The 18,172-nt window shown below is 62.3% G+C and carries 15 protein-coding genes, 1 other RNA gene and 1 pseudogene; 10 read left to right on the top strand and 7 right to left on the bottom strand.

Features of this window, described 5'->3' with window-relative positions:
• Positions 1–53: 53 nt before the first annotated feature.
• Together smpB and ssrA are read left to right on the top strand one after the other, a co-directional pair.
• The gene (gene smpB, locus AN401_RS04965; protein WP_094037986.1) at positions 54–539 is read left to right on the top strand and encodes an SsrA-binding protein SmpB; all 486 of its coding nucleotides are present in this window, start codon (positions 54–56) and stop codon (positions 537–539) included.
• 45 nt (positions 540–584) lie between these two features.
• Positions 585–945: a transfer-messenger RNA gene (gene ssrA, locus AN401_RS04960) on the top strand.
• Positions 946–1,069: 124 nt separating this feature from the next.
• Here the strand turns inward: ssrA and AN401_RS04955 are convergent.
• Both AN401_RS04955 and AN401_RS04950 read right to left on the bottom strand, forming a co-directional pair.
• The gene (locus AN401_RS04955) at positions 1,070–1,285 is read right to left on the bottom strand and encodes a helix-turn-helix transcriptional regulator (RefSeq protein WP_096780301.1); all 216 of its coding nucleotides are present in this window, start codon (positions 1,283–1,285) and stop codon (positions 1,070–1,072) included.
• An 83-nt stretch (positions 1,286–1,368) separates the two neighbouring features.
• Positions 1,369–2,493: a Fic family protein gene (locus AN401_RS04950; protein ID WP_096778682.1), complete on the bottom strand. Its 1,125-nt coding sequence runs from the start codon at positions 2,491–2,493 to the stop codon at positions 1,369–1,371.
• A 222-nt stretch (positions 2,494–2,715) separates the two neighbouring features.
• On the opposite strand from AN401_RS04950, the gene AN401_RS04945 reads away from it, so the two are divergent.
• Positions 2,716–4,809 (top strand): AAA family ATPase, encoded by a 2,094-nt coding sequence (locus AN401_RS04945; RefSeq protein WP_198401806.1) that lies wholly within the window; start codon positions 2,716–2,718, stop codon positions 4,807–4,809.
• A gap of 120 nt (positions 4,810–4,929) precedes the next feature.
• A complete protein-coding gene (locus AN401_RS04940; RefSeq protein ID WP_096778680.1) occupies positions 4,930–5,949 on the top strand; it encodes a helix-turn-helix transcriptional regulator in 1,020 nt (339 codons plus the stop codon).
• Here AN401_RS04940 and AN401_RS04935 read toward each other — a convergent pair.
• Positions 5,931–6,581 (bottom strand): HEPN domain-containing protein, encoded by a 651-nt coding sequence (locus tag AN401_RS04935; RefSeq protein WP_198401805.1) that lies wholly within the window; start codon positions 6,579–6,581, stop codon positions 5,931–5,933. The genes AN401_RS04940 and AN401_RS04935 overlap by 19 nt on opposite strands.
• Positions 6,582–6,712: 131 nt before the next feature.
• On the opposite strand from AN401_RS04935, the gene AN401_RS04930 reads away from it, so the two are divergent.
• Positions 6,713–7,024 carry a hypothetical protein gene (locus tag AN401_RS04930; RefSeq protein WP_096778679.1) on the top strand — a complete coding sequence of 104 codons (312 nt, stop codon included), beginning with the start codon at positions 6,713–6,715 and terminating at the stop codon, positions 7,022–7,024.
• A pseudogene (locus tag AN401_RS04925) lies at positions 7,006–7,620 on the top strand (transposase); the annotation flags it as partial. The gene AN401_RS04930 and the pseudogene AN401_RS04925, both read left to right, overlap by 19 nt.
• A 58-nt stretch (positions 7,621–7,678) precedes the next feature.
• Here AN401_RS04925 and AN401_RS04920 read toward each other — a convergent pair.
• On the bottom strand, positions 7,679–10,360 hold the full coding sequence (locus AN401_RS04920) for an EAL domain-containing protein (RefSeq protein WP_096778678.1): 2,682 nt from the start codon (positions 10,358–10,360) through the stop codon (positions 7,679–7,681).
• 278 nt (positions 10,361–10,638) lie between these two features.
• Between AN401_RS04920 and AN401_RS04915 the strand changes: the two genes are divergently transcribed.
• The 4 genes from AN401_RS04915 (at position 10,639) to AN401_RS04900 (ending at position 13,956) form a co-directional block, all read left to right on the top strand.
• Positions 10,639–11,664: a DUF2817 domain-containing protein gene (locus AN401_RS04915; RefSeq protein ID WP_096778677.1), complete on the top strand. Its 1,026-nt coding sequence runs from the start codon at positions 10,639–10,641 to the stop codon at positions 11,662–11,664.
• Positions 11,661–12,434 (top strand): alpha/beta fold hydrolase, encoded by a 774-nt coding sequence (locus AN401_RS04910; protein ID WP_096778676.1) that lies wholly within the window; start codon positions 11,661–11,663, stop codon positions 12,432–12,434. The genes AN401_RS04915 and AN401_RS04910 overlap by 4 nt, the downstream gene beginning before the upstream one ends.
• Positions 12,435–12,475: 41 nt before the next feature.
• Positions 12,476–13,123, top strand: a complete 648-nt coding sequence (locus AN401_RS04905; protein ID WP_096778675.1) for a hypothetical protein — start codon at positions 12,476–12,478, stop codon at positions 13,121–13,123.
• A 233-nt stretch (positions 13,124–13,356) separates the two neighbouring features.
• Positions 13,357–13,956 (top strand): Yip1 family protein, encoded by a 600-nt coding sequence (locus AN401_RS04900; RefSeq protein WP_094037965.1) that lies wholly within the window; start codon positions 13,357–13,359, stop codon positions 13,954–13,956.
• Positions 13,957–14,034: 78 nt separating this feature from the next.
• Here AN401_RS04900 and purF read toward each other — a convergent pair whose 3' ends face one another.
• From purF to AN401_RS04885, 3 genes are all read right to left on the bottom strand, one after another.
• Entirely contained in the window at positions 14,035–15,555 is a 1,521-nt protein-coding gene (gene purF, locus AN401_RS04895) for an amidophosphoribosyltransferase (protein ID WP_094037964.1), read from the bottom strand.
• A 20-nt stretch (positions 15,556–15,575) separates the two neighbouring features.
• Complete coding sequence (locus AN401_RS04890; protein ID WP_094038065.1) at positions 15,576–16,064, bottom strand: CvpA family protein; 489 nt, start codon at positions 16,062–16,064, stop codon at positions 15,576–15,578.
• A 152-nt stretch (positions 16,065–16,216) separates the two neighbouring features.
• Positions 16,217–17,833: an AbgT family transporter gene (locus AN401_RS04885; RefSeq protein ID WP_096778674.1), complete on the bottom strand. Its 1,617-nt coding sequence runs from the start codon at positions 17,831–17,833 to the stop codon at positions 16,217–16,219.
• Between the last annotated feature and the right edge of the window lie 339 nt (positions 17,834–18,172).

Raw genomic sequence — 18,172 nt, 5'->3', positions numbered from 1 at the left:
TTGCCATGCCGCCAATTCCCAAGACCCCATCGGGCCCGTATAATGACGCCACTATGACAAAAAACAAAGCCAAGAAGAAACCCGGCTCCAACACCATCGCCGTTAACCGCAAGGCACGGCACGAATACTCCATCGAGGAAAAATTCGAAGCCGGTGTCGAGTTACAAGGATGGGAAGTCAAAGCGCTGCGGGCCGGCAAGGTCAACATCGGCGAGGCCTACGTGTTCATGCGAAACGGCGAGGCCTTCCTGTTTGCCGCTACCATTACCCCGCTCAACATGGCCTCCACCCATGTGGTCTGCGATCCCTTGCGCACCCGCAAGCTGCTGCTGCACAAGCGCCAACTGGATCGCCTCACTGGCCTTGTTGAACGGGAAGGCTACACCCTGGTGCCGCTGTCCCTGTACTGGTCCAAGTCCTGGGTCAAGGCCGAGATTGGCCTGGTAAAAGGCAAAAAGGCCCACGACAAGCGTCAGGACGTGAAAGAGCGCGACTGGCAGCGGGAAAAAGACCGGATGATGAAACACAAGGCCCGCTAGGGCTTGTTATTTAGCAACCATTGAAATATCATGGTTGCACAGCTTGGGGCTGATTCAGGATTCGACGAGATTCTCGAACTCCAAGGTGCATGCCGAGGTGCGATAGGCCTCGTTAAACAATCGCAAAAAAATAGTCGCAAACGACGAAAACTACGCACTCGCAGCTTAATAACCTGCGCTGAGCCCTTCTACCCTAGCTTGCCTGTGACTTAGGGAATCGGAAGGTCATCCTTCACAGGATCGCGTGGATGCCGTGCCTGACGGTTGAAGCGTTAAATCCAATTCAGGATAGTCATTCTGTGGCGTGTCTGTCCGCAGCAGGTGGCGAAATTAATGACTGACTAAGCATGTAGTACCGACGACGTAGGTTTTTCGGACGCGGGTTCAACTCCCGCCAGCTCCACCAATCGATTGGAAGGGCCCCGCAAGGGGCCTTTTTCTTTTTAATAACAAGCACTTAGCGATTCATTAGCTTTTCCTGAAAAACCACCCAAAAACCCGCTTACTGTCACACCTACTGGCTGACGAATTCAACTGGACCGGGCATGAGCAGCAACCGACTGGCTGGTTGATACCTGCAAGCACGACTCCTCGTAGACCTCGACATCGACTTGACGGTAAGCCACCCGAGCACAGAGCTTCAGGAATTTTGGTCCGATCCCGATGCTGTGCCAGCGCTCCAGGGTGGCTTCGCTGATGCTCCAGCGGGCAGCCAGTTGTTTTTGGTTCAGATGAACGACATCCATCTTGGTCTCCTTCCGAATGAGTTGGCAGGAGTCCATGAAGGCGCTGTTCCGCCCACGAGCCAAGGCAATTCCAGGAAACGTCGCTACTCCGGCAGATCGTTCAGCTCGTAGCTGGTACTGCGCCCGCCCGCATCCGATTTCCGCAGCATGCCCCGCGCCAGCAGCTCGTTAATATCGCGCAGCGCCGTGTCCGGCGAACACTTGGCAATGGCCGCCCACTTGCTGCTGGTCAGCTTGCCTTCGAAGCCGTCGAGCAGCCGATTGAGCAGCTTCACCTGTCGCTCGTTCAACGGCGTGGCCGTCCAACGCTGCCAGAACCGCGCCTTGGTCAGCACGGCATCGAGCGTGTGCTGGGCCTGATCGACGGCGCGATGGAGTGTGTCGAGGAACCACATGAGCCACTCGGTGACATCCATCGACCGCTTCTGCGTCCGCTCCAGGATGTCGTAGTACGCCTTGCGTTCGCGCTGGATCTGCGCCGACAAACTGTAGAAGCGCTGCGGGCTGCCGTCGGCTCGCGCCAGCAGCAGATCGCCGATGGCCCGGGCGATACGGCCATTACCGTCATCGAACGGGTGCAAGGTGACAAACCACAGATGGCCGAGGCCGGCCTTGATGAGCTGGGGTTCATTCGATGTGCCATTCAGCCAGTCGATGAGGCGGCTGGTTTCGGCATCCAGACGATCAGCAGGCGGCGCCTCGAAATGCACCCGCTGCCGACCGATGGGGCCGGACACCACTTGCATCGGGCCACTGGCATCATTGCGCCAACCGCCGACCTTGATCCTGGAGAGGCCGGAGTAGCCTGTCGGAAACAGCGCGGCATGCCAGCCAAACAGACGCTCCTGCGACACCGGCGCATGGCAGTTGGCGGTGGCATCGAGCACCATCTCGACCACGCCCTCGACGTGGCGATCGACCGGAGCAAGTGCGCCGATGTCCACGCCCAGCCTGCGCGCGATGGACGAGCGCACGGATTCGACGTTGAGCTGCTCGCCCTCGATCTCGCTGGTCTTGACCACGTCCTCGGTCAGCGCCGCGAGGCTCGCCTGATCGCGCAGCGCCATCCCCACGTCGGCCAAGCGTCCTATCAAGAGCCCCTGGGCACGACTGACCTCGGCCATGGGGCCAGCGAGCGCCGCCAGGTCGAAGCGCCAGGTCGGCCAGTCGTTGGCCTGCCAGATGTATTTGTAATCACCGCTGTTCATGCGGAGATTATGGGCCGCAATCTCCGCGTGTGCAAGTTATTCGCCGCACATCATGCGGCGATAGAGGACGTCATTCGCCGCACGGCGGGCTACATTAGCCCGAAATGGGTGTAAATGGATGTGACACCGACGCATGTCGGGTGCCAGGGCACCAACCCAAACGACACAAAACGTCGCCCCGGTCCGTACTCTGATGGCTCCTCCCCAGATCAGGAGCAGCCCATGCCACCACTGCACACCCTTCCCCACCATCCGCGCAAACGCCGGCAGTCTTGCGCGCAGTCGCACTCGCCTCATCCGCCACTGCCCTTGCTGTGGGCGCTGCGCCTGCTGGTGCTGGCCGACGGGGCCCGGCTTGCCCTGAGCAAACGTCGCCACGAGCTGGACGAACTGCTGCAATCCCTGGAGCCCGGGCTGGACGCATCCGAACTGGTCCCTTCCGAAGTGACCCGGTTGTTGAAAACCCTGTTGGCGGAGCAGGAAAGCCGCGCCATCCCGGTTCCCGATCCCCTGGCGAGCAACCTGCGCCAGCTGGGCGACAGCCTGGGACTGGAAGATGCCGAACTCGACGTGCTGGCTTTTCTGGTGCTGGTGCAGCAGGACAATGTGCTGACCAACACCCTGGAGTTGTTTCACCAGCACTGGATGGGCGGCCAACAGCTTATCGGCCTGCTGGCCACCGCCCTTGGCCGCCCCCGTCGCCAGGTGGCACATGCCCTGGCACCGGAAATGACGCTGCTGGCCTGTGGCCTGGTACAGACCGAGCGCCATGGCAACGGCCTGGAGCTGATGCGCGGCCTGGATGACATTCTGCTGTATGAGGAAAACGGGCCTCGCAGCCTGCTGACCACCTTTTCCAACAGCCAGCAACCGGCACAGCTGACGCTGGACGACTTTGCCCACCTGCAGCCCTTTATCGACCGCCTGCTGCGCTACCTGAGCCGGGCCGGGGGCCGGCAAAGTGGAGTGAACGTGCTGATTTATGGCGCGCCCGGCACCGGCAAGACCGAGCTGGCCCGCGCCCTGGCCGCTCACCTGCACTGGAGCCTGCACGAGGTGAAATTCGCCGACCCGCGCGGCGAGGCGCTCAACGGCCGCGAGCGCTTCGCCCGCTACCAGCTGTGCCAGCAGGTATTGCGCCAGGATAACCACAGCCTGGTGCTGTTCGACGAGGTGGAAGACGTGTTCAACGAGCAGACCAGCGAAGGCCGGAAGGCCTGGGTGAACCAGTTGCTGGAAAGCAACCCCCGTCCCACCCTCTGGCTGAGCAACGAGGTGTCGTGCATGGATGCGGCCTACCTCCGCCGTTTCGACCTGGTGCTGGCCATGCCCGAGCTGACGGCGGAGGTACGCCTGGGCATGGCACGCCGGCTGCTTGGGGGGCTGAATGTGCGCGAGCCCTGGCTGGAACAGCTGGCCAGCCAGCGCAGGCTGGAGCCGGCACACCTGGCACGGGCGGCCAGGGTGGTAAAAAAACTCGGATATCGCAAGGCAGAAAAAGTGGAGAGCGCTATGGAAGACATTCTGGCCAACCTGTATCAGGCCCTGGGCTATCGTTGGAAGCGGCTGAATCAGCAGCGCCAGCCTTCCCTGTTCAACCCGGCGCTGTGCGCCACCGACACTGCCCTGGAGCCCATCATCCGGGGGCTGAAACGCAGCGGCATGGGCCGGCTGTGCCTTTATGGTCCCCCCGGCACCGGCAAGAGTGCCCTGGCGGGCCACCTGGCCGACGCGCTGGAAAGACCCCTGGTCGCCAAAAAAGCCTCCGACCTGCTCGACCCCTATGTGGGGGGCACCGAGCAAAAGCTGGCCGCCGCCTTTGCCGAGGCCAAAGCCTGTGGCGGCATCCTGCTGATTGACGAGGCCGACAGCCTCCTCGCCAGCCGCGTCGGCGCGGTGCGCAACTGGGAAGTGAGCCAGGTCAACGAATTGCTGGTTCAAATGGAGCAATATCCCGGCATTCTGGTGATGGCCACCAACTTTATGGATCACCTGGACGCGGCCGCCCTGCGCCGGTTCGACTTCAAGATAGGCTTTGGCTATTTCAACGCCGAGCAGGCCTGGATGTATTTCAATACGGTACTGGGCCAGCAACTGCAGGGGGAATTCCGGGAGCAGGAAGCCGCCCACCTGCATCCGGCCCTGATCCAGCTTAAGCAACTGACTCCAGGCGATTTCGCCGCCGTGCTGCGCCGACATGGCGTGATGGGCGAGCGCCTGAGCCCGGAAAACCTGCTCGCCGGGCTGGAGCAGGAACATGCCCTGAAAACCCGGGGGCAGTCCAGGCCCATCGGCTTTGTAGCCACCGGCGACTGAGGCCGACAGTGGCGGGCCTGGCGGGCGGTGTGAACGGCCCGCAAACCACAGACACAAACGACACTTTATGGGGTATGCTGGCGTTTCCGTCAGGATGCCGACACCCCAACAGGAGCACTCATGGACACCCTTTTCCGCTACATTGCCATGTTGCAATTGATCCCGCGCGCGCCCCAATACAAGGCCACCACCACCCTGCAAACCCTGCTGGAAGAAAAGGGCTTCACGGTCAACCTCCGCTCCATTCAGCGGGATCTGGAAAGAATATCGGGCCATTACCCGCTTATCTGCGACCAGAGCGAACGGCCCTACCGCTGGTCGTTCGACCCGAATTTCAAAAGTACGCTGCCCGCCATGGACACCGCCACCGCCCTGACCCTGGTGCTGGCGGAGGAATACCTCAAGGGCCTGTTGCCCCAGATAGCGGTGGACAAGCTCAGCCCCCAGTTTCACGACGCCCGCAAGTTTCTGGACGGCCTGCGGGAAAATGGCTTTGCCGACTGGGCCCGCCAGGTACGCGCCATTCCCAACGGCAAGGCGCTGCTGCCGGCGGCCATCGCCCCGCCGGTGTGGCAGGGCATCAGCGATGCCCTGCTCCAGCGCCAGGCGATAGAGGTGCATTACCTCAGCCGGCAAAAAAAGGAAGTGAAACAGTTCACCCTGCATCCCCAGGGGCTGGTGGTGCGCCATAGCGTCAGCTACCTGCTGGCCACGGTGAACGACTATGAAGACATTCGCCAGTTCGCCCTGCACCGCATTCAGCAACTGGCACCGAGCGAAGCGCCGTTTCGGCCGCATCCGACCTTCAGCGTGGAAAACTATATTGCCGACGGCGCCTTCGGCTATCCGCTGGACCGGCAACAGGTGCAACTGGTGGCCAGAATCGATCCCAGCGTGGCCTGGACACTGGCGGAAACCCCGGTCAGCGAACAGCAACAGCTATCCGACCCCGACGAGGATGGCTGGGTCACCCTCACCGCCACCGTGCCCAACGATCAGCAAACCCAGTGGTGGCTGATGGGCTTTGGCGCCCGGGTGGAAGTATTGGAACCGATGGAATGGCGGAAGGCGATTGCAGAGCAGGCCAACAATATGCTGGCCATGTATTCCCGGGAGGAATGTCAGCTTACCGGCGGATAGCTGGCCTCACCCCATACCAGCTCGGCATGGTCCATCATGATGGCGATGATCACCGGCACCAGCTCCCCCAAAATGGCATTGGCGTCGCGCAGCTGCTGTCGGTTCATGCGGCTATTCCAGGTGGCCCCGCCGTGGATCAACTGGTTGCGCAGGGTATACAGCCGGTTGAATACCACCGCCAGCACACTGGCCGTGTCTTTGCCGGCCAGCGCCGTATTGGCAAACCGCTTGGCGGCGGCAAAACGGCTTTCCCAGTTTTCTCCCGTGGCCAGGCCATTGCGATGATCCCAGAACGGCTGATAGACATAGGGGTTGTCGAGCAGCACCCGGATGGCGCCGGAATAACGCTGCCAGACCAGATCGTAAAGCTGCTGACTCGCGTCCAGCTCCACCAGCCGGGCCAGATAACGGTTGAATTTCTCCCCTTCCAGCATGCGCTGTTCGCCCAGCTCGTTGGCATAGGCGGCGTTGAAGGCAATCCACAAAAAAACAAAACGGCCGTCTTCGTCGTCGCATTGCTCGGCCCGGTGCAGCCAGCTCAGGGCTCGGTGTACCCGCAGGGCCAACCCTTCCGGGTGGCTGTCTCGTTCTCTGCGCTGGCGTTCCTTCAGGATCTCGTGGGTCAGTGCCATTCCCTGCTCCGTTATCTTGTTGTTGTTGCTCCACAGAGTAACGGCCCTGGCACGGCTTAACAAGCGACACTGAATGTCGCCCGAGTACCTTATCGTCCAGTCAGCGCCTTACTGCATTCAGGAGACGAGTCATGGCCATCCCACTGGAAATGCTGAATTTTATCGTGCCCATTCACCTTATTGAAAAAACCTACCCCGGTGGCTGGGAGCAATGCCGGCTGGATCATCAGGACAGGCTTGGTCATGGCGCCTGGCATGACGAGCACCTGTTTCGCCTGGGCGGCATGAATGGCATGGACATGCTGCTGTTGGTCGAACACTGGCAAGGGCTGGGGTTCAATACCCACTACGGAACCACCAGGCCCATCAAGTGGCGAGACGTCTGTATTGTTGAACTCTTTTCCGGCGGTCCCACCCTGCCTTGTTGCGCATGGTGTGCCTGATGGAGCTGAGCAGCCATTTATTGGTGGACAGCGTCTTTGACAGCGTTGCAGTCAATGAAATGCAGCCGGCGGCCCGCTTGCTGCCGAGCATACCGGACCATAGCCTGACGCTGTTTGATCAAGGGTTCTACTCGTTGGGGTTGCTGCATGCCTGGCAACAAGGGCAGCAACGGCACTGGTTGCTGCCGCTGCGTAAAGGCACACAGTATGAGGTAATGCGCAACCTGGGCCGCGATGACAAACTGGTGCGGTTGACCGCTAGCCCGCAGGCAAGAAAAAAGTGGCCCGGATTACCGGAGACGCTGGAGGCGAGACTGCTGAATAAAACCGTCAAGGGAAAACCCGTTCATATCCTGACCTCTCTGACCGATGCCCTGGCCTATCCGGGTCGGGATATTGTGGATTTATATGCCCATCAGCTGAGCCAACTGCCCAGTGTAGCACCGGGCAACTTGCCAAGAGAGGTGTTTGCCCCAGAGAAACAGGCCAAACAGTTCAAGCTGGAGGGGAAACGAGAACGAAGTTATCCAAGGGTGTTGAAAGCTTCCAAAAACACCTATCCGGTCAGAAAGAAATACGCCGCTCACCTTAAGTGAACGGCATTAGCGCAAGGCGGCTTTTTTTTATTTTAAAATCAGCCAGTTGGATACAGCCTCAGGCGCTCGGTTCAACTTCCTCAGGCTCCGCCGGCCTCCGGCTTGGCGAGAGCTCCGCCTCGTGCAACGGCATCATCGCTGCTATCTCCTCCGCCGGGGCCGGCCGGGCGAAGAGGTAGCCCTGGTAGAGATGGCAACCGTTCTGCTGCAGCAGGTCGCGCTGGGCCTGGTTTTCCACCCCTTCGGCGATGACTTCCAGGCCCAGGCTGCCGGCCATGGCGATGATCGCCCGGATGATGCCGAGGCTGTTGGCGTCGTCGGGCAAGGCCCGGACGAAGGACTGATCGATCTTCAGCTGATCCAGGGGCAGTTGCTGCAGGTAATGCAGCGAAGAATAACCGGTGCCGAAGTCGTCGATGGCAAAACGGATGCCATGCTGCTTGAGGGTCCGCATTCGCTCCGTCGCCTTCGGCATGTCGGTGATCAGCATGGACTCGGTCAGTTCCAGCTTGAGTCTGGCCGGATCGGCTCCGGTCTGCGCCAGCACCTGCAGCACATCGTCGATAAAGCTGTCCTGGTACAGCTGGGCGGCGCTGATGTTGACCGATACCGTCACCCCGCTCAACGCCGGCAGCCGGGCCCACAGCGCCATCTGTTCGCAGGCCCGCAACAGCACGATACGATCGATGCGATCCATCAGGCCGGCGGCATCGGCCACCTCGATAAAGGCGCCCGGCGCCAGCACACCGCGCTCCGGATGGCGCCAGCGCACCAGGGCTTCGGCGCCCACCATTTTCTGCCGCTCATCGAACTGGGGCTGGAAATACACGCAGAACTGGCGTGCCTCCAGTCCCCGCAGGATCTCTTCTTCCAGTCGCAGCCGGCGGGCAATCGCCTCCTGCATAACGGGATCGAAAAAGCGCAGCCGGCCCTTGCCGGCCGCCTTGGCCTCATACATGGCCAGCTCCGCCTGTTGCAGCAGCTCATCGGCGGACTGGCGGTGATCGTCCAGGGTCACCAGGCCCAGGCAGGCACTGCCACGCAGGACATGGGCCTCGTGCACATAGGGCTGCTCAAGCACTTCCAGCAGCTTGTGGCCAATCTGCTCCAGCCGGGCCGCGGCCAGGGTCGGCTCCTCGGCCAGATCCCCCAGCAATACCACGAACTCGTCGCCCCCCAGGCGGGCCACGGTATCTGTTTCCCTGACCACCTTGTTGAGCCGTTGCGCCGCCTGTTGCAGCAGTTGGTCTCCCACCTGGAGCCCCCAGAGATCGTTGATGTCCTTGAAGTTGTCCAGATCGATGAATATCAGGGCACCCAGCTTGCCGCCGCGGCTGCTCACCGCCTGGGCCTGCTTGATCCGCTCTGCCAGCAGGCGCCGGTTGGGCAGGCCGGTGAGGGCGTCGTAGAAGGCGAGGTGATTGATCTTCTCGGCGTCCCGCTTGCGCTCAGTGATATCGCTGATGGCGGCCACATAATGGCTTACCCGGCCCTTGGCATCCTTGACCGCGCTGATGGACAGCCACTGGGGATAGAGATGGCCGGACTTGCGCTTGTTGTGGATCTCCCCCTGCCAATGCCCCTGCCGCTCTATGCTCTGCCACATCTGGCGGTAGAATTCGGGTCCGTGCTTGCCGGAGCTGAAGAGGTTGGGCGTCCGGCCTATCACCTCGTCGGGGCTGTAACCGGTGATCTCGGTAAAGGCCCGGTTCACCCGGAGAATGCGGTTCTGGGCGTCGGTCACCAGCATGCCCTGGAAGCTCTCGAAGGCCACGGCCGCGATGCGCAGCTCGGTTTCATGCCTGACCCGGGCGCTGATGTCCCGGCTCAGCAGCACCACCGCCGGCTTGCCGCCCAGGCGGCCGTCCAGGGCCTGGCCCCGGCACTCGAAGGTACGCGGCCCGCTGCGGGTTTCAAGCTCGTACACCAGGGTGTTCACGGTTTTCTGCCGCAGGGTCTGGCGGATAAAATCGAGAAAGCGACCGGCCAGCTCGGGCGCGAACAGATCGTCCACCCTTTTGCCGATCACCGGCCCGTCGGCAAACAGCAGGCCGGGATCCGACGCCGCCACTTCCAGGCAGCGTCCTTCCTCGTTCATCACAAACAACAGATCAGGCAAGGCGCCGGTAATGGCCCTGAGCCGGGACTCGTTCGCACGCAAGGCCAGCTGCTCCCGCCGGCGCTGTTCCGCATCCTTAAGGATAAATACCAGCATCAGGGTCAGGGGCACCATCACCAGCAGGAAGGGGCCGATCAGCGGCTGCAGCAGGGCGCGCTCGGCGGGGGACAGCAGCCAGGAGATCAAGGCCACCGTGGTCAGGTGCAGCAGCACCACCACCGGCAACAGATGCCAGAGCTCAAGCCGGGCCCAGCCCCGCCTGAGGGCATGGCGCATCCCCAGTCCCAGCGCCAGCGCCAGTGCCAGGTTGAACAGCCCGGGTGTGGCCCCTTCCCCGCCCAGCCAGAGCCGGAAGCCGCCGGCCATCGCCAGCGTCATTCCCCCGGAAAAGGGCCCGCCAAAAAGGCCGGCCACGAACAACACCGTATTGCGCGCATCCAGCAGCACCCCTGGCGTTACCGTAAAGGGCATCAGCATGCAGACGATGGCGATGACACCGAACCAGAGACCGGAAGTCAGGATCAGCAGCCGGGGATAATGCTGCCCCCGGCGAATATTGAGGGTCAGCAACCAGCCCAGGGCAAGGAGGAGGATGGCTTGTTCGATGATGGCTGTCAGCATGAGCGATGGCGTAGGGGCAACAGGGTAGATGGACGGAGTCCGGTCTGCGACACGGTTTCTGGTTATTTTTAGCAGCTACTAATAAAGCGGTAGGAGTGTAACATTTAATCCCCATACAAAGCACGGGCCGTCATCATTTTGTCATGGACATCTGCCTTGCCGGCCAGGATGGCGACGCCCTCCGGGAACCGGGGTTGGTTCCATCAGGAAACGCCTGTCCTCAAAGCGTCATGCTTTATTGCATACACTGGAGAGAGTCCCCTTTCATGGAGGGCCCGATGCCGGCTCCCTCGCCTTCCCTGCTGCCCGAACTCGACGAACTGGCCGAGCTGGCCCGGCGTGCCGGCGCCCAGGCCCGGCTGGAAACCCTGGGCTGGCTGCCATACGCCGGCCAGCAACTGCCGCTGCAACTGCTCCGGCTCGGCACCCGTGCGGCCGGGGCCCCGGCCCTGGGGCTGTTCGGCGGCGTCCACGGCATAGAGCGGATCGGCAGCGCCGTGGTGCTGGCCTACCTGCATTCCCTGGTCGCCAGCCTGCGCTGGTCCGGCCTGACCCACAGCCTGCTGGAGCGGGTCAGCCTGGTGTTTATGCCGGTCGTGAACCCGGTCGGCATGCTGAGGGGCACCCGGGCCAACGTCCATGGCGTGGATCTGATGCGCAACAGCCCGGTCGAGGCCAGCGAAAAGGTCCCCTGGCCCCTGGGCGGCCAGCGCCTGAGCCGGCGGCTGCCCTGGTACCGAGGGCAAGCCCTGGAGCCGGAAGCCGCCGCCCTGTGCCAGGCGGTGGAGCGCCATCTGATCGGTCGCCCCTTCGCCCTGGCGCTGGATTGCCACTCCGGCTACGGCCACCGGGACAGGCTCTGGTTTCCCTTTGCCGGCAGCAAGGCGGCGCCGCCCCGCCTGGCGGAAACCATGGCCCTGCGGGAGCTGTTCCTGAGCACCTATCCCAACCACAACTACTACGATATCGAGCCCCAGTGGCTGCACTACATGACCCATGGCGACCTCTGGGATCATCTCACCCTGCAACACAGGGACAGTCCCGGCATCTTCCTCTCCTTCACCCTGGAAATGGGCTCCTGGCTGTGGGTGCGCAAGAACCCCCTGCAACTGCTGCGCCTGACCGGCCTGTTCAATCCGGTCAAGCCCCATCGCCATCAGCGGGTGCTGCGCCGCCACCTTGTCCTCATCGACTTTCTGGCCCGGGCGGTGGAAAGTCACGCCCTCTGGCTGCCGGACGCGCCGCGGCGGGATCGGCTCCGGCAGGAAGCGCGCCGGCTGTGGTTCGACGGGGAGCAACGATGACCAGGCGCTGGATACTGCTGCGGGGGCTGATCCGAGAGCGGCGCCACTGGGAAGACTTCCCCGATCGCTTCCGGCAGTATTTTCCGCAAGACGAGCTGCTCCTGGCGGATCTGCCCGGTTTCGGCGCCGAGCATGGCGAACCCGGCCCCCTGTCCATCGCCGGCATCACGGAGCGGTTGCGACTGCGCTGGCATCCCTGGTTGCGACAGGGGCCGGTTCACCTGCTGGCCCTGTCCCTGGGCGGCATGGTCGCCATCGACTGGGCCAGCCGGCATCCACGGCAGGTTGCCGGCCTGGTGCTGCTCAACACCAGCCTCGCCGGATTCAGCCCCTTCTACCAGCGGCTCAGGCCCCGCGCCTACTGGCCCCTGCTGAAATGGCTGCTGTGGCAGCGGGATCCGCAGGCCCAGGAAGCCACCATACTGCGCCTGACCAGCCGGCGCTTCGCCACCGACCCGGATCTCCTCGCTCGCTGGGCCGGCTATGCCCGGGAGCTGCCCGCCAGCCGGCGCAGCACCCTGTGCCAGCTGCTCGCCGCCCTGCGCTACCGAGCGCCCGCACAACCTCCTCCGGTGCCCACGCTGGTGCTGAACGGCCTGGCGGACCGGCTGGTCAGCCCCCGTTGCAGCCAAGCCCTGGCCGAGGCCTGGCGCCTGCCGCTGCGCCGCCACCCGGATGCCGGCCATGACCTGACCCTGGACGAGCCGGACTGGGTATGCCGGCAGCTGGCCGACTGGCTGACGGAGGGGCGCCAAGCGGACGCGACTTGAGTTACAATCCGGTTACCATTCATTAACCCGACGGAACCATCATGCACGACTGGCAGTCCGCCTTTATCCAACAGTTTCAACTGCAACCCGATGCCGGCCGGCTGCGGCTGGTGGTGGCCAGGACCCCCTATGCCCTGCGGCTGGGCGCACAGAGCCTGGCTGTCGGCGGCAAGGGTGCCGAGACCCCCTATTACCGGGAAACCGACAACGTCGCCATGCTGGTGGCGAACTGGGCAAAAATGGAGCCCGGCATGGAAGTGCTGCTGAGCCTGCTCGCGGGCCGCCCCCAGCGGGGCTGGGCCATCGCCGCCTGGCTGGCCGACAGCGGCGTCAGTCCCCTCGCCTTTGCCGACTTCCTCCATGCCCGCTGCGGCGTGCTGCTGGCCAACCGCCGCACCCGGGAAGGGGATCAGAAGGCAAGGCTGCAGCAACTGCTGCGTGCCGAGCAACGCCCGGTTTCCCTGCTGTTTGCCGGCGAGGACGCCTGCCGGGACTTCTTCGACGACGAGACCCCCGCCGTTCCCTTCGGGGTGGCCATCCATCCGGGCAGCGCCGATCTCGGCCTGGAGCGGGATGCCCGGCTGATGCTGCACCACTGGTACAAAGCCGACGGCCAGGAAATGCTGATCTCGGGGCCGGATTTTTCCCTCGACCACTTTCGGGTGCTGGCGCCCGCCGGCCAGGGCTGAGTCGCTCCTTATCGCTCCCGCGCCAGGGAGCAGCCGGGCCCCGGTTGTTCCCTGAAGTGGGCACAGGCCTTCTTCCCCACTATTTGAGCCAGGTTGCAAAATTGTGGTTTATCGGTAACCAGGCTTGACGCTCCGCGGAGTCCGACCAAACTTAGGTAGAGGTAAAAACGGTAAGGCGGTTTTTACCCTTGGGCCAGCCGCTGGGCGGCAAAGATAATTAAGGGGATAACGCTATGATTCTGAACCATATCTGGGGCCTGTATGCACACCCCAAAGAAGAGTGGCATACCATAGACCACCACCACGAAAGCCTGACCTACAGCCTGACGCATCTGGCGTTTATCGCCCTGATACCGGCGGTCTGTACCTTTATTTCCGCCACCTACATCGGCTGGAACTTTGGTACCAGCAACACCATCATGCTGACCACCCAGAGCGCCCTGGTGATGTCGGTGGGCATGTACCTCACCCTGATCGCCGGCGTCTTCGCCCTGGCCTACCTCACCTTCTGGATGGCCAAGACCTTCGGCGCCAACCCGAGCTTCACCCAGAGCATGGAGCTCGCGGCCTACACCGCCACGCCCCTGTTCATGACCGGCCTGGCGGTGCTCTACCCCGAGCCCGTCTTCCTGATGCTGGTAGGCCTGGCGGGGCTGGCCTACTCGGTCTACCTGCTCTATTCCGGCGTCCCTATCATCATGCACATTCCCGAAGAGCGCGGCTTTATCTATGCCAGCTCGGTGGTCACCTGTGGCCTGATCCTGCTGGTGTGCATCATGGTCGGCTCCGTCATCGTCTGGAGCTGGGGATTGGGGCCCATCTATACCCAGTAGTGCCGAATGGCAGATACAAAAAAGGGGTCTGACGACCCCTTTTTGCTGTCCGGATATTTGCTGTCCGGATAACTACACTCAGGGCTGGCCTTCGTTGTAGATCTCCAGGTGGCTGTTGTCGATGCTGTCTTTCTGCTTGGCGCCGTCGTTGCGCAGGGCGTTCAGCGCGTCCAGGTATTCCTGGTTGACGTCCTGGGTCACGTATTCCCCGGTGAACACCGAGGTCTCGAACCGGCGCAGCTCCGGGTTGAAGTGGCGCACCGCGTCTTCCAGATCCTCCAGGTCCTGGAAGATGAGGCCGTCGGCACCGATCAGCTTGCAGATCTCGTCCACTTCCCGGCCGTAGGCGATCAGCTCGTTGGCGGTGGGCATGTCGATGCCGTAGACGTTGGGGAAGCGGATTTCCGGGGCGGCGGAGGCGAAATACACCTTCTTGGCGCCGGCCTCCCGGGCCATCTGGATGATCTGCTCGGAGGTGGTGCCGCGCACGATGGAGTCGTCCACCAGCAGCACGTTCTTGCCGGCAAATTCGGAGGGAATGGCGTTCAGCTTGCGGCGCACCGACTGCTTGCGCTGCTGCTGGCCGGGCATGATGAAGGTACGGCCGATGTAGCGGTTCTTCACAAAGCCCTGGCGGTAGGGAATGTTCAGGTTCTGGGCGATCTCCAGGGCGATGTCGCAGGAGGTCTCCGGGATGGGGATCACCACGTCGATGTCCAGATCTTCCCATTCCCGGGCGATCTTGGCGCCCAGCTTCTGGCCCATGCGCACCCGGGCGGCATAGACCGATACCTTGTCGATAAAGGAGTCGGGCCGGGCGAAATAGACATACTCGAAGATGCAGGAGTGGTGCTGGGGTTCGGCGGCGCACTGCTGGGTGAACAGCTCGCCCTGCTCGGTGATGTAGACCGCCTCGCCCGGCGCCACGTCGCGGATCAGGCTGAAGCCCACCGCGTCCAGGGCCACGCTCTCGGAGGCCACCATGTACTCGATGCCGCCGTCTTCCGCATCACGCTTGCCCAGCACCAGCGGGCGAATGCCGTTGGGATCCCGGAACGCCAGCATGCCGTGACCGATGATCACCGCCACCACGGCGTAAGCGCCCCGCACCTTCTCATGTACCCGGCCGACGGCGGCGAACACATGATCAGGCTCCAGGTGCAGCGTCTGGGTCTGCTGATCCAGCTCGTGGGCCAGCACGTTGATCAGCACCTCGGAGTCGGAGGTGGTGTTGATATGGCGGCGCGCCACCCGGAACTGCTCTTCCTTCAGCTCCTTGGCGTTGGTCAGGTTGCCGTTGTGGGCCAGGGCGATGCCGAAGGGCGAGTTCACGTAGAACGGCTGGGCCTGGGCCACGCTGCTGCTGCCGGCGGTGGGATAACGCACATGGCCGATGCCCACGTTACCGATGAGCCGCTCCATATGGCGCTCTTCAAATACGTCCCGTACCAGACCGTTGGCCTTGCGCTGGCGGAAGGTGTCACCGGAAATGGTGACGATACCGGCCGCATCCTGACCTCTGTGCTGAAGTACCGTCAGGGCGTCATACAGCGCCTGATTTACCGGGGTCGTGCCTTGAATACCGACAATCCCACACATGTCCTAATTTCCTCAACTCGCTATGGCTTGGGGGGTAAAAAGCTGGATGAATTCTGTAACAGGCTGAAAAACCACTGGATCACTATGCCAAACTCCGGGATCAGGCGGGAGTCGCGCCACCACTGACTCTGCGGAAAGGCGGTCATGGTATCGATGAACAGCAGCATGGCGGCCACGATAAAGACGCCCCGCACGGCGCCGAAGCAGACACCCAGCACCCGGTCGGTGCCGGACAGGCCGGTCTTGGTGACCAGTTCACCGACGATGTAGTTGACCAGGGCACCCAGGATCAGGGTCAATACGAACAAAATGGCAATGGCCGCGCCATTGCGGAACAGCGGGTCGGAGATATCGAGATGCACCGCCAGATCGGCGTAAAAGCGGCTGGCGACGAAGAAGGCGGCGACCCAGGTGGCCAGCGACATCGCCTCCTTCACAAAGCCCCGGACCAGGCTGACGAGGGCCGACAGGCCGATAATGCCGAGAATTGCGTAGTCTATCCAAACCATCATTTATTGCCGGGGCCCTCTCAATTGCCGCGCATTCTACCAAAGGAGCCCGGCAAAAGGCGAAGAAAAAGCGGATAAATTTCATTCAACATCAAACTATCCCCTGATGCAAGAGGGGCCCGGGATCTTGTCATCCCGGGCCCCGGCAAGGATCAGAGACCGTTATAGAAAGTAGCCGCACCCGGGCCCACCGGCAGTCCGAACACGAACACCCACAGGTAGAAGAGCGCGCTCCAGCCGATCATGAAGACGATGGAGTAAGGCAGCATCATCGCCATCAGGGTACCGATGCCCATGTTCTTCTGGTAACGGGCCGCCACCGCCATGATCAGGCCGAAATAGCTCATCATGGGGGTGATGATATTGGTGGTGGAATCCCCGATGCGGTAGGCCGCCTGTATGGCCTCGGGGGCATAGCCCACCAGCATCAGCATGGGCACGAAGATGGGCGCGGTCACCGCCCACTGGGCGGAGGCGGAACCGATCATCAGATTGATGAAGCCGCACAGCAGGATAAAGCACAGCATCAGTACCGGCCCGGTCAGGCCGATGCTCTGCAGGAAGGTGGCGCCCTGCACCGCGATCACGGTGCCGAAGTTGGTCCAGCTGAAAAAGGCCACGAACTGGGCGGCGAAGAACACCAGCACTATGTACATGCCCATCGAGCCCATGCTCTTCGACATGGCGTCGATCACGTCGCGATCGCTCTTCATGGAGCCCATCATGCGGCCGTAGACATAGCCGGGGATGGCGAAAAACACGAAGATGAACACCACTATGCCCTGCAGGAAGGGCGAGCCGGCCACGGCGCCGGTAACCGGGTGACGCAGTATGCCGCCTTCCGGCACTATGGTCAGGGCCAGCAGGGCGCTGACCACCAGGGCGGCCAGGCCGGCACCTTTCAGCGCCCGTTTTTCCTGGGCGCTGACCTTGCCCATGTCGGCGGCATCGAGATCGGCGGCGGCGTCGTCCTTGTTGTACTTGCCGAGCTTGGGCTCGACGATTTTTTCGGTGACGAAGGTGCCCAGGGCGGAGATCACGAAGGTACTGACGAACATGAAGTACCAGTTCACCTCGGGCCCCACCACATAGTCGGGATCGATGATGCGGGCCGCGGTCTGGGTGATGCCCGACAGCAGCGGATCCACGGTGCCCAGCAACAGGTTGGCGCTGTAGCCGCCGGACACCCCGGCAAAGGCCGCGGCCAGGCCGGCCAGCGGATGGCGGCCCAGGGAGTGGAAGATCATCGCCGCCAGCGGGATCAGCACCACATAGCCCAGCTCGGAGGCGGTGTTGGAGACGATGCCGGCGAAGACGATGGTGACGGTGACCATGCGCTTGGAGGCGTTCATCACCAGGGCGCGCATGGTGGCGGACAGCAGCCCGGAGTGCTCGGCGATGCCGACCCCCAGCAGGGCCACCAGCACGGTGCCGAGCGGGGCGAAGCCGGTGAAGTTGGTCACTAGGCTGCTGACGATGCGGGACAGGCCCTCGCCGTTGAGCAGGCTCACCACCTGGATCATGCCGTCGGCGGCCCGGCCGGGCGCCCCTTCGGGCCGGGGATCGGCCACGCTGACCTCGAAGTAGCCGGCGATGCCGGAGGCCACCAGGATGACGCCGCAGAAGATGGCGAACAGGGTGATGGGATGGGGCAGCAGGTTGCCCAGCCATTCCACGGTATCGAGGAAGCGGGTGAAGGCGCCTTTTTTCGGCGCCAGGGCGTCGTTTCCGGACGGGCTGCCGTTGTAGTCGGTTGAACGGGACGTCATGTCTTTTTCTCCATCAATAAGCACCCTGGCCAAAGCAGGCCAAGAAACCACAAAACAATAATTTAAGAGATAAAAAAACCAGCAATTAAATTAATATCGAATGGAAATGCTAAACCATATCGAACAGGCGACGGATTATACACATGTAGTCACGGTCATCAATAAAATATGATGCCAATTTGTTTAAAAAAACCAGAGCTATTAACTGAAATGTTACCGGGATGGCCGGATGATTGTTCGGCTCTTGCGCCGACAACGGGGCTTTCGCTCCCGGGGGTGCCGGGGAGGGTGGGAACTGTTAAGATTAAACTTCAGTGAAAACTAATATAATGAGGTAAC

Source organism: Zobellella denitrificans (assembly GCF_002407485.1).
In the GTDB taxonomy this organism is placed as follows: Bacteria; Pseudomonadota; Gammaproteobacteria; order Enterobacterales; family Aeromonadaceae; genus Oceanimonas; species Oceanimonas denitrificans.
The sequence above is the reverse complement of the archived record's forward strand: the minus strand, read 5'-3'. Positions and strand labels throughout refer to the sequence as shown.

Coding starts and splice junctions, on each gene's coding strand:
- smpB (WP_094037986.1), top strand. CDS start 54: ATGACAAAAAACAAAGCCAAGAAGAAACCCGGCTCCAACACCATCGCC.
- AN401_RS04955 (WP_096780301.1), bottom strand. CDS start 1,285: ATGGATGTCGTTCATCTGAACCAAAAACAACTGGCTGCCCGCTGGAGC.
- AN401_RS04950 (WP_096778682.1), bottom strand. CDS start 2,493: ATGAACAGCGGTGATTACAAATACATCTGGCAGGCCAACGACTGGCCG.
- AN401_RS04945 (WP_198401806.1), top strand. CDS start 2,716: ATGCCACCACTGCACACCCTTCCCCACCATCCGCGCAAACGCCGGCAG.
- AN401_RS04940 (WP_096778680.1), top strand. CDS start 4,930: ATGGACACCCTTTTCCGCTACATTGCCATGTTGCAATTGATCCCGCGC.
- AN401_RS04935 (WP_198401805.1), bottom strand. CDS start 6,581: ATGGCACTGACCCACGAGATCCTGAAGGAACGCCAGCGCAGAGAACGA.
- AN401_RS04930 (WP_096778679.1), top strand. CDS start 6,713: ATGGCCATCCCACTGGAAATGCTGAATTTTATCGTGCCCATTCACCTT.
- AN401_RS04920 (WP_096778678.1), bottom strand. CDS start 10,360: ATGCTGACAGCCATCATCGAACAAGCCATCCTCCTCCTTGCCCTGGGC.
- AN401_RS04915 (WP_096778677.1), top strand. CDS start 10,639: ATGCCGGCTCCCTCGCCTTCCCTGCTGCCCGAACTCGACGAACTGGCC.
- AN401_RS04910 (WP_096778676.1), top strand. CDS start 11,661: ATGACCAGGCGCTGGATACTGCTGCGGGGGCTGATCCGAGAGCGGCGC.
- AN401_RS04905 (WP_096778675.1), top strand. CDS start 12,476: ATGCACGACTGGCAGTCCGCCTTTATCCAACAGTTTCAACTGCAACCC.
- AN401_RS04900 (WP_094037965.1), top strand. CDS start 13,357: ATGATTCTGAACCATATCTGGGGCCTGTATGCACACCCCAAAGAAGAG.
- purF (WP_094037964.1), bottom strand. CDS start 15,555: ATGTGTGGGATTGTCGGTATTCAAGGCACGACCCCGGTAAATCAGGCG.
- AN401_RS04890 (WP_094038065.1), bottom strand. CDS start 16,064: ATGGTTTGGATAGACTACGCAATTCTCGGCATTATCGGCCTGTCGGCC.
- AN401_RS04885 (WP_096778674.1), bottom strand. CDS start 17,833: ATGACGTCCCGTTCAACCGACTACAACGGCAGCCCGTCCGGAAACGAC.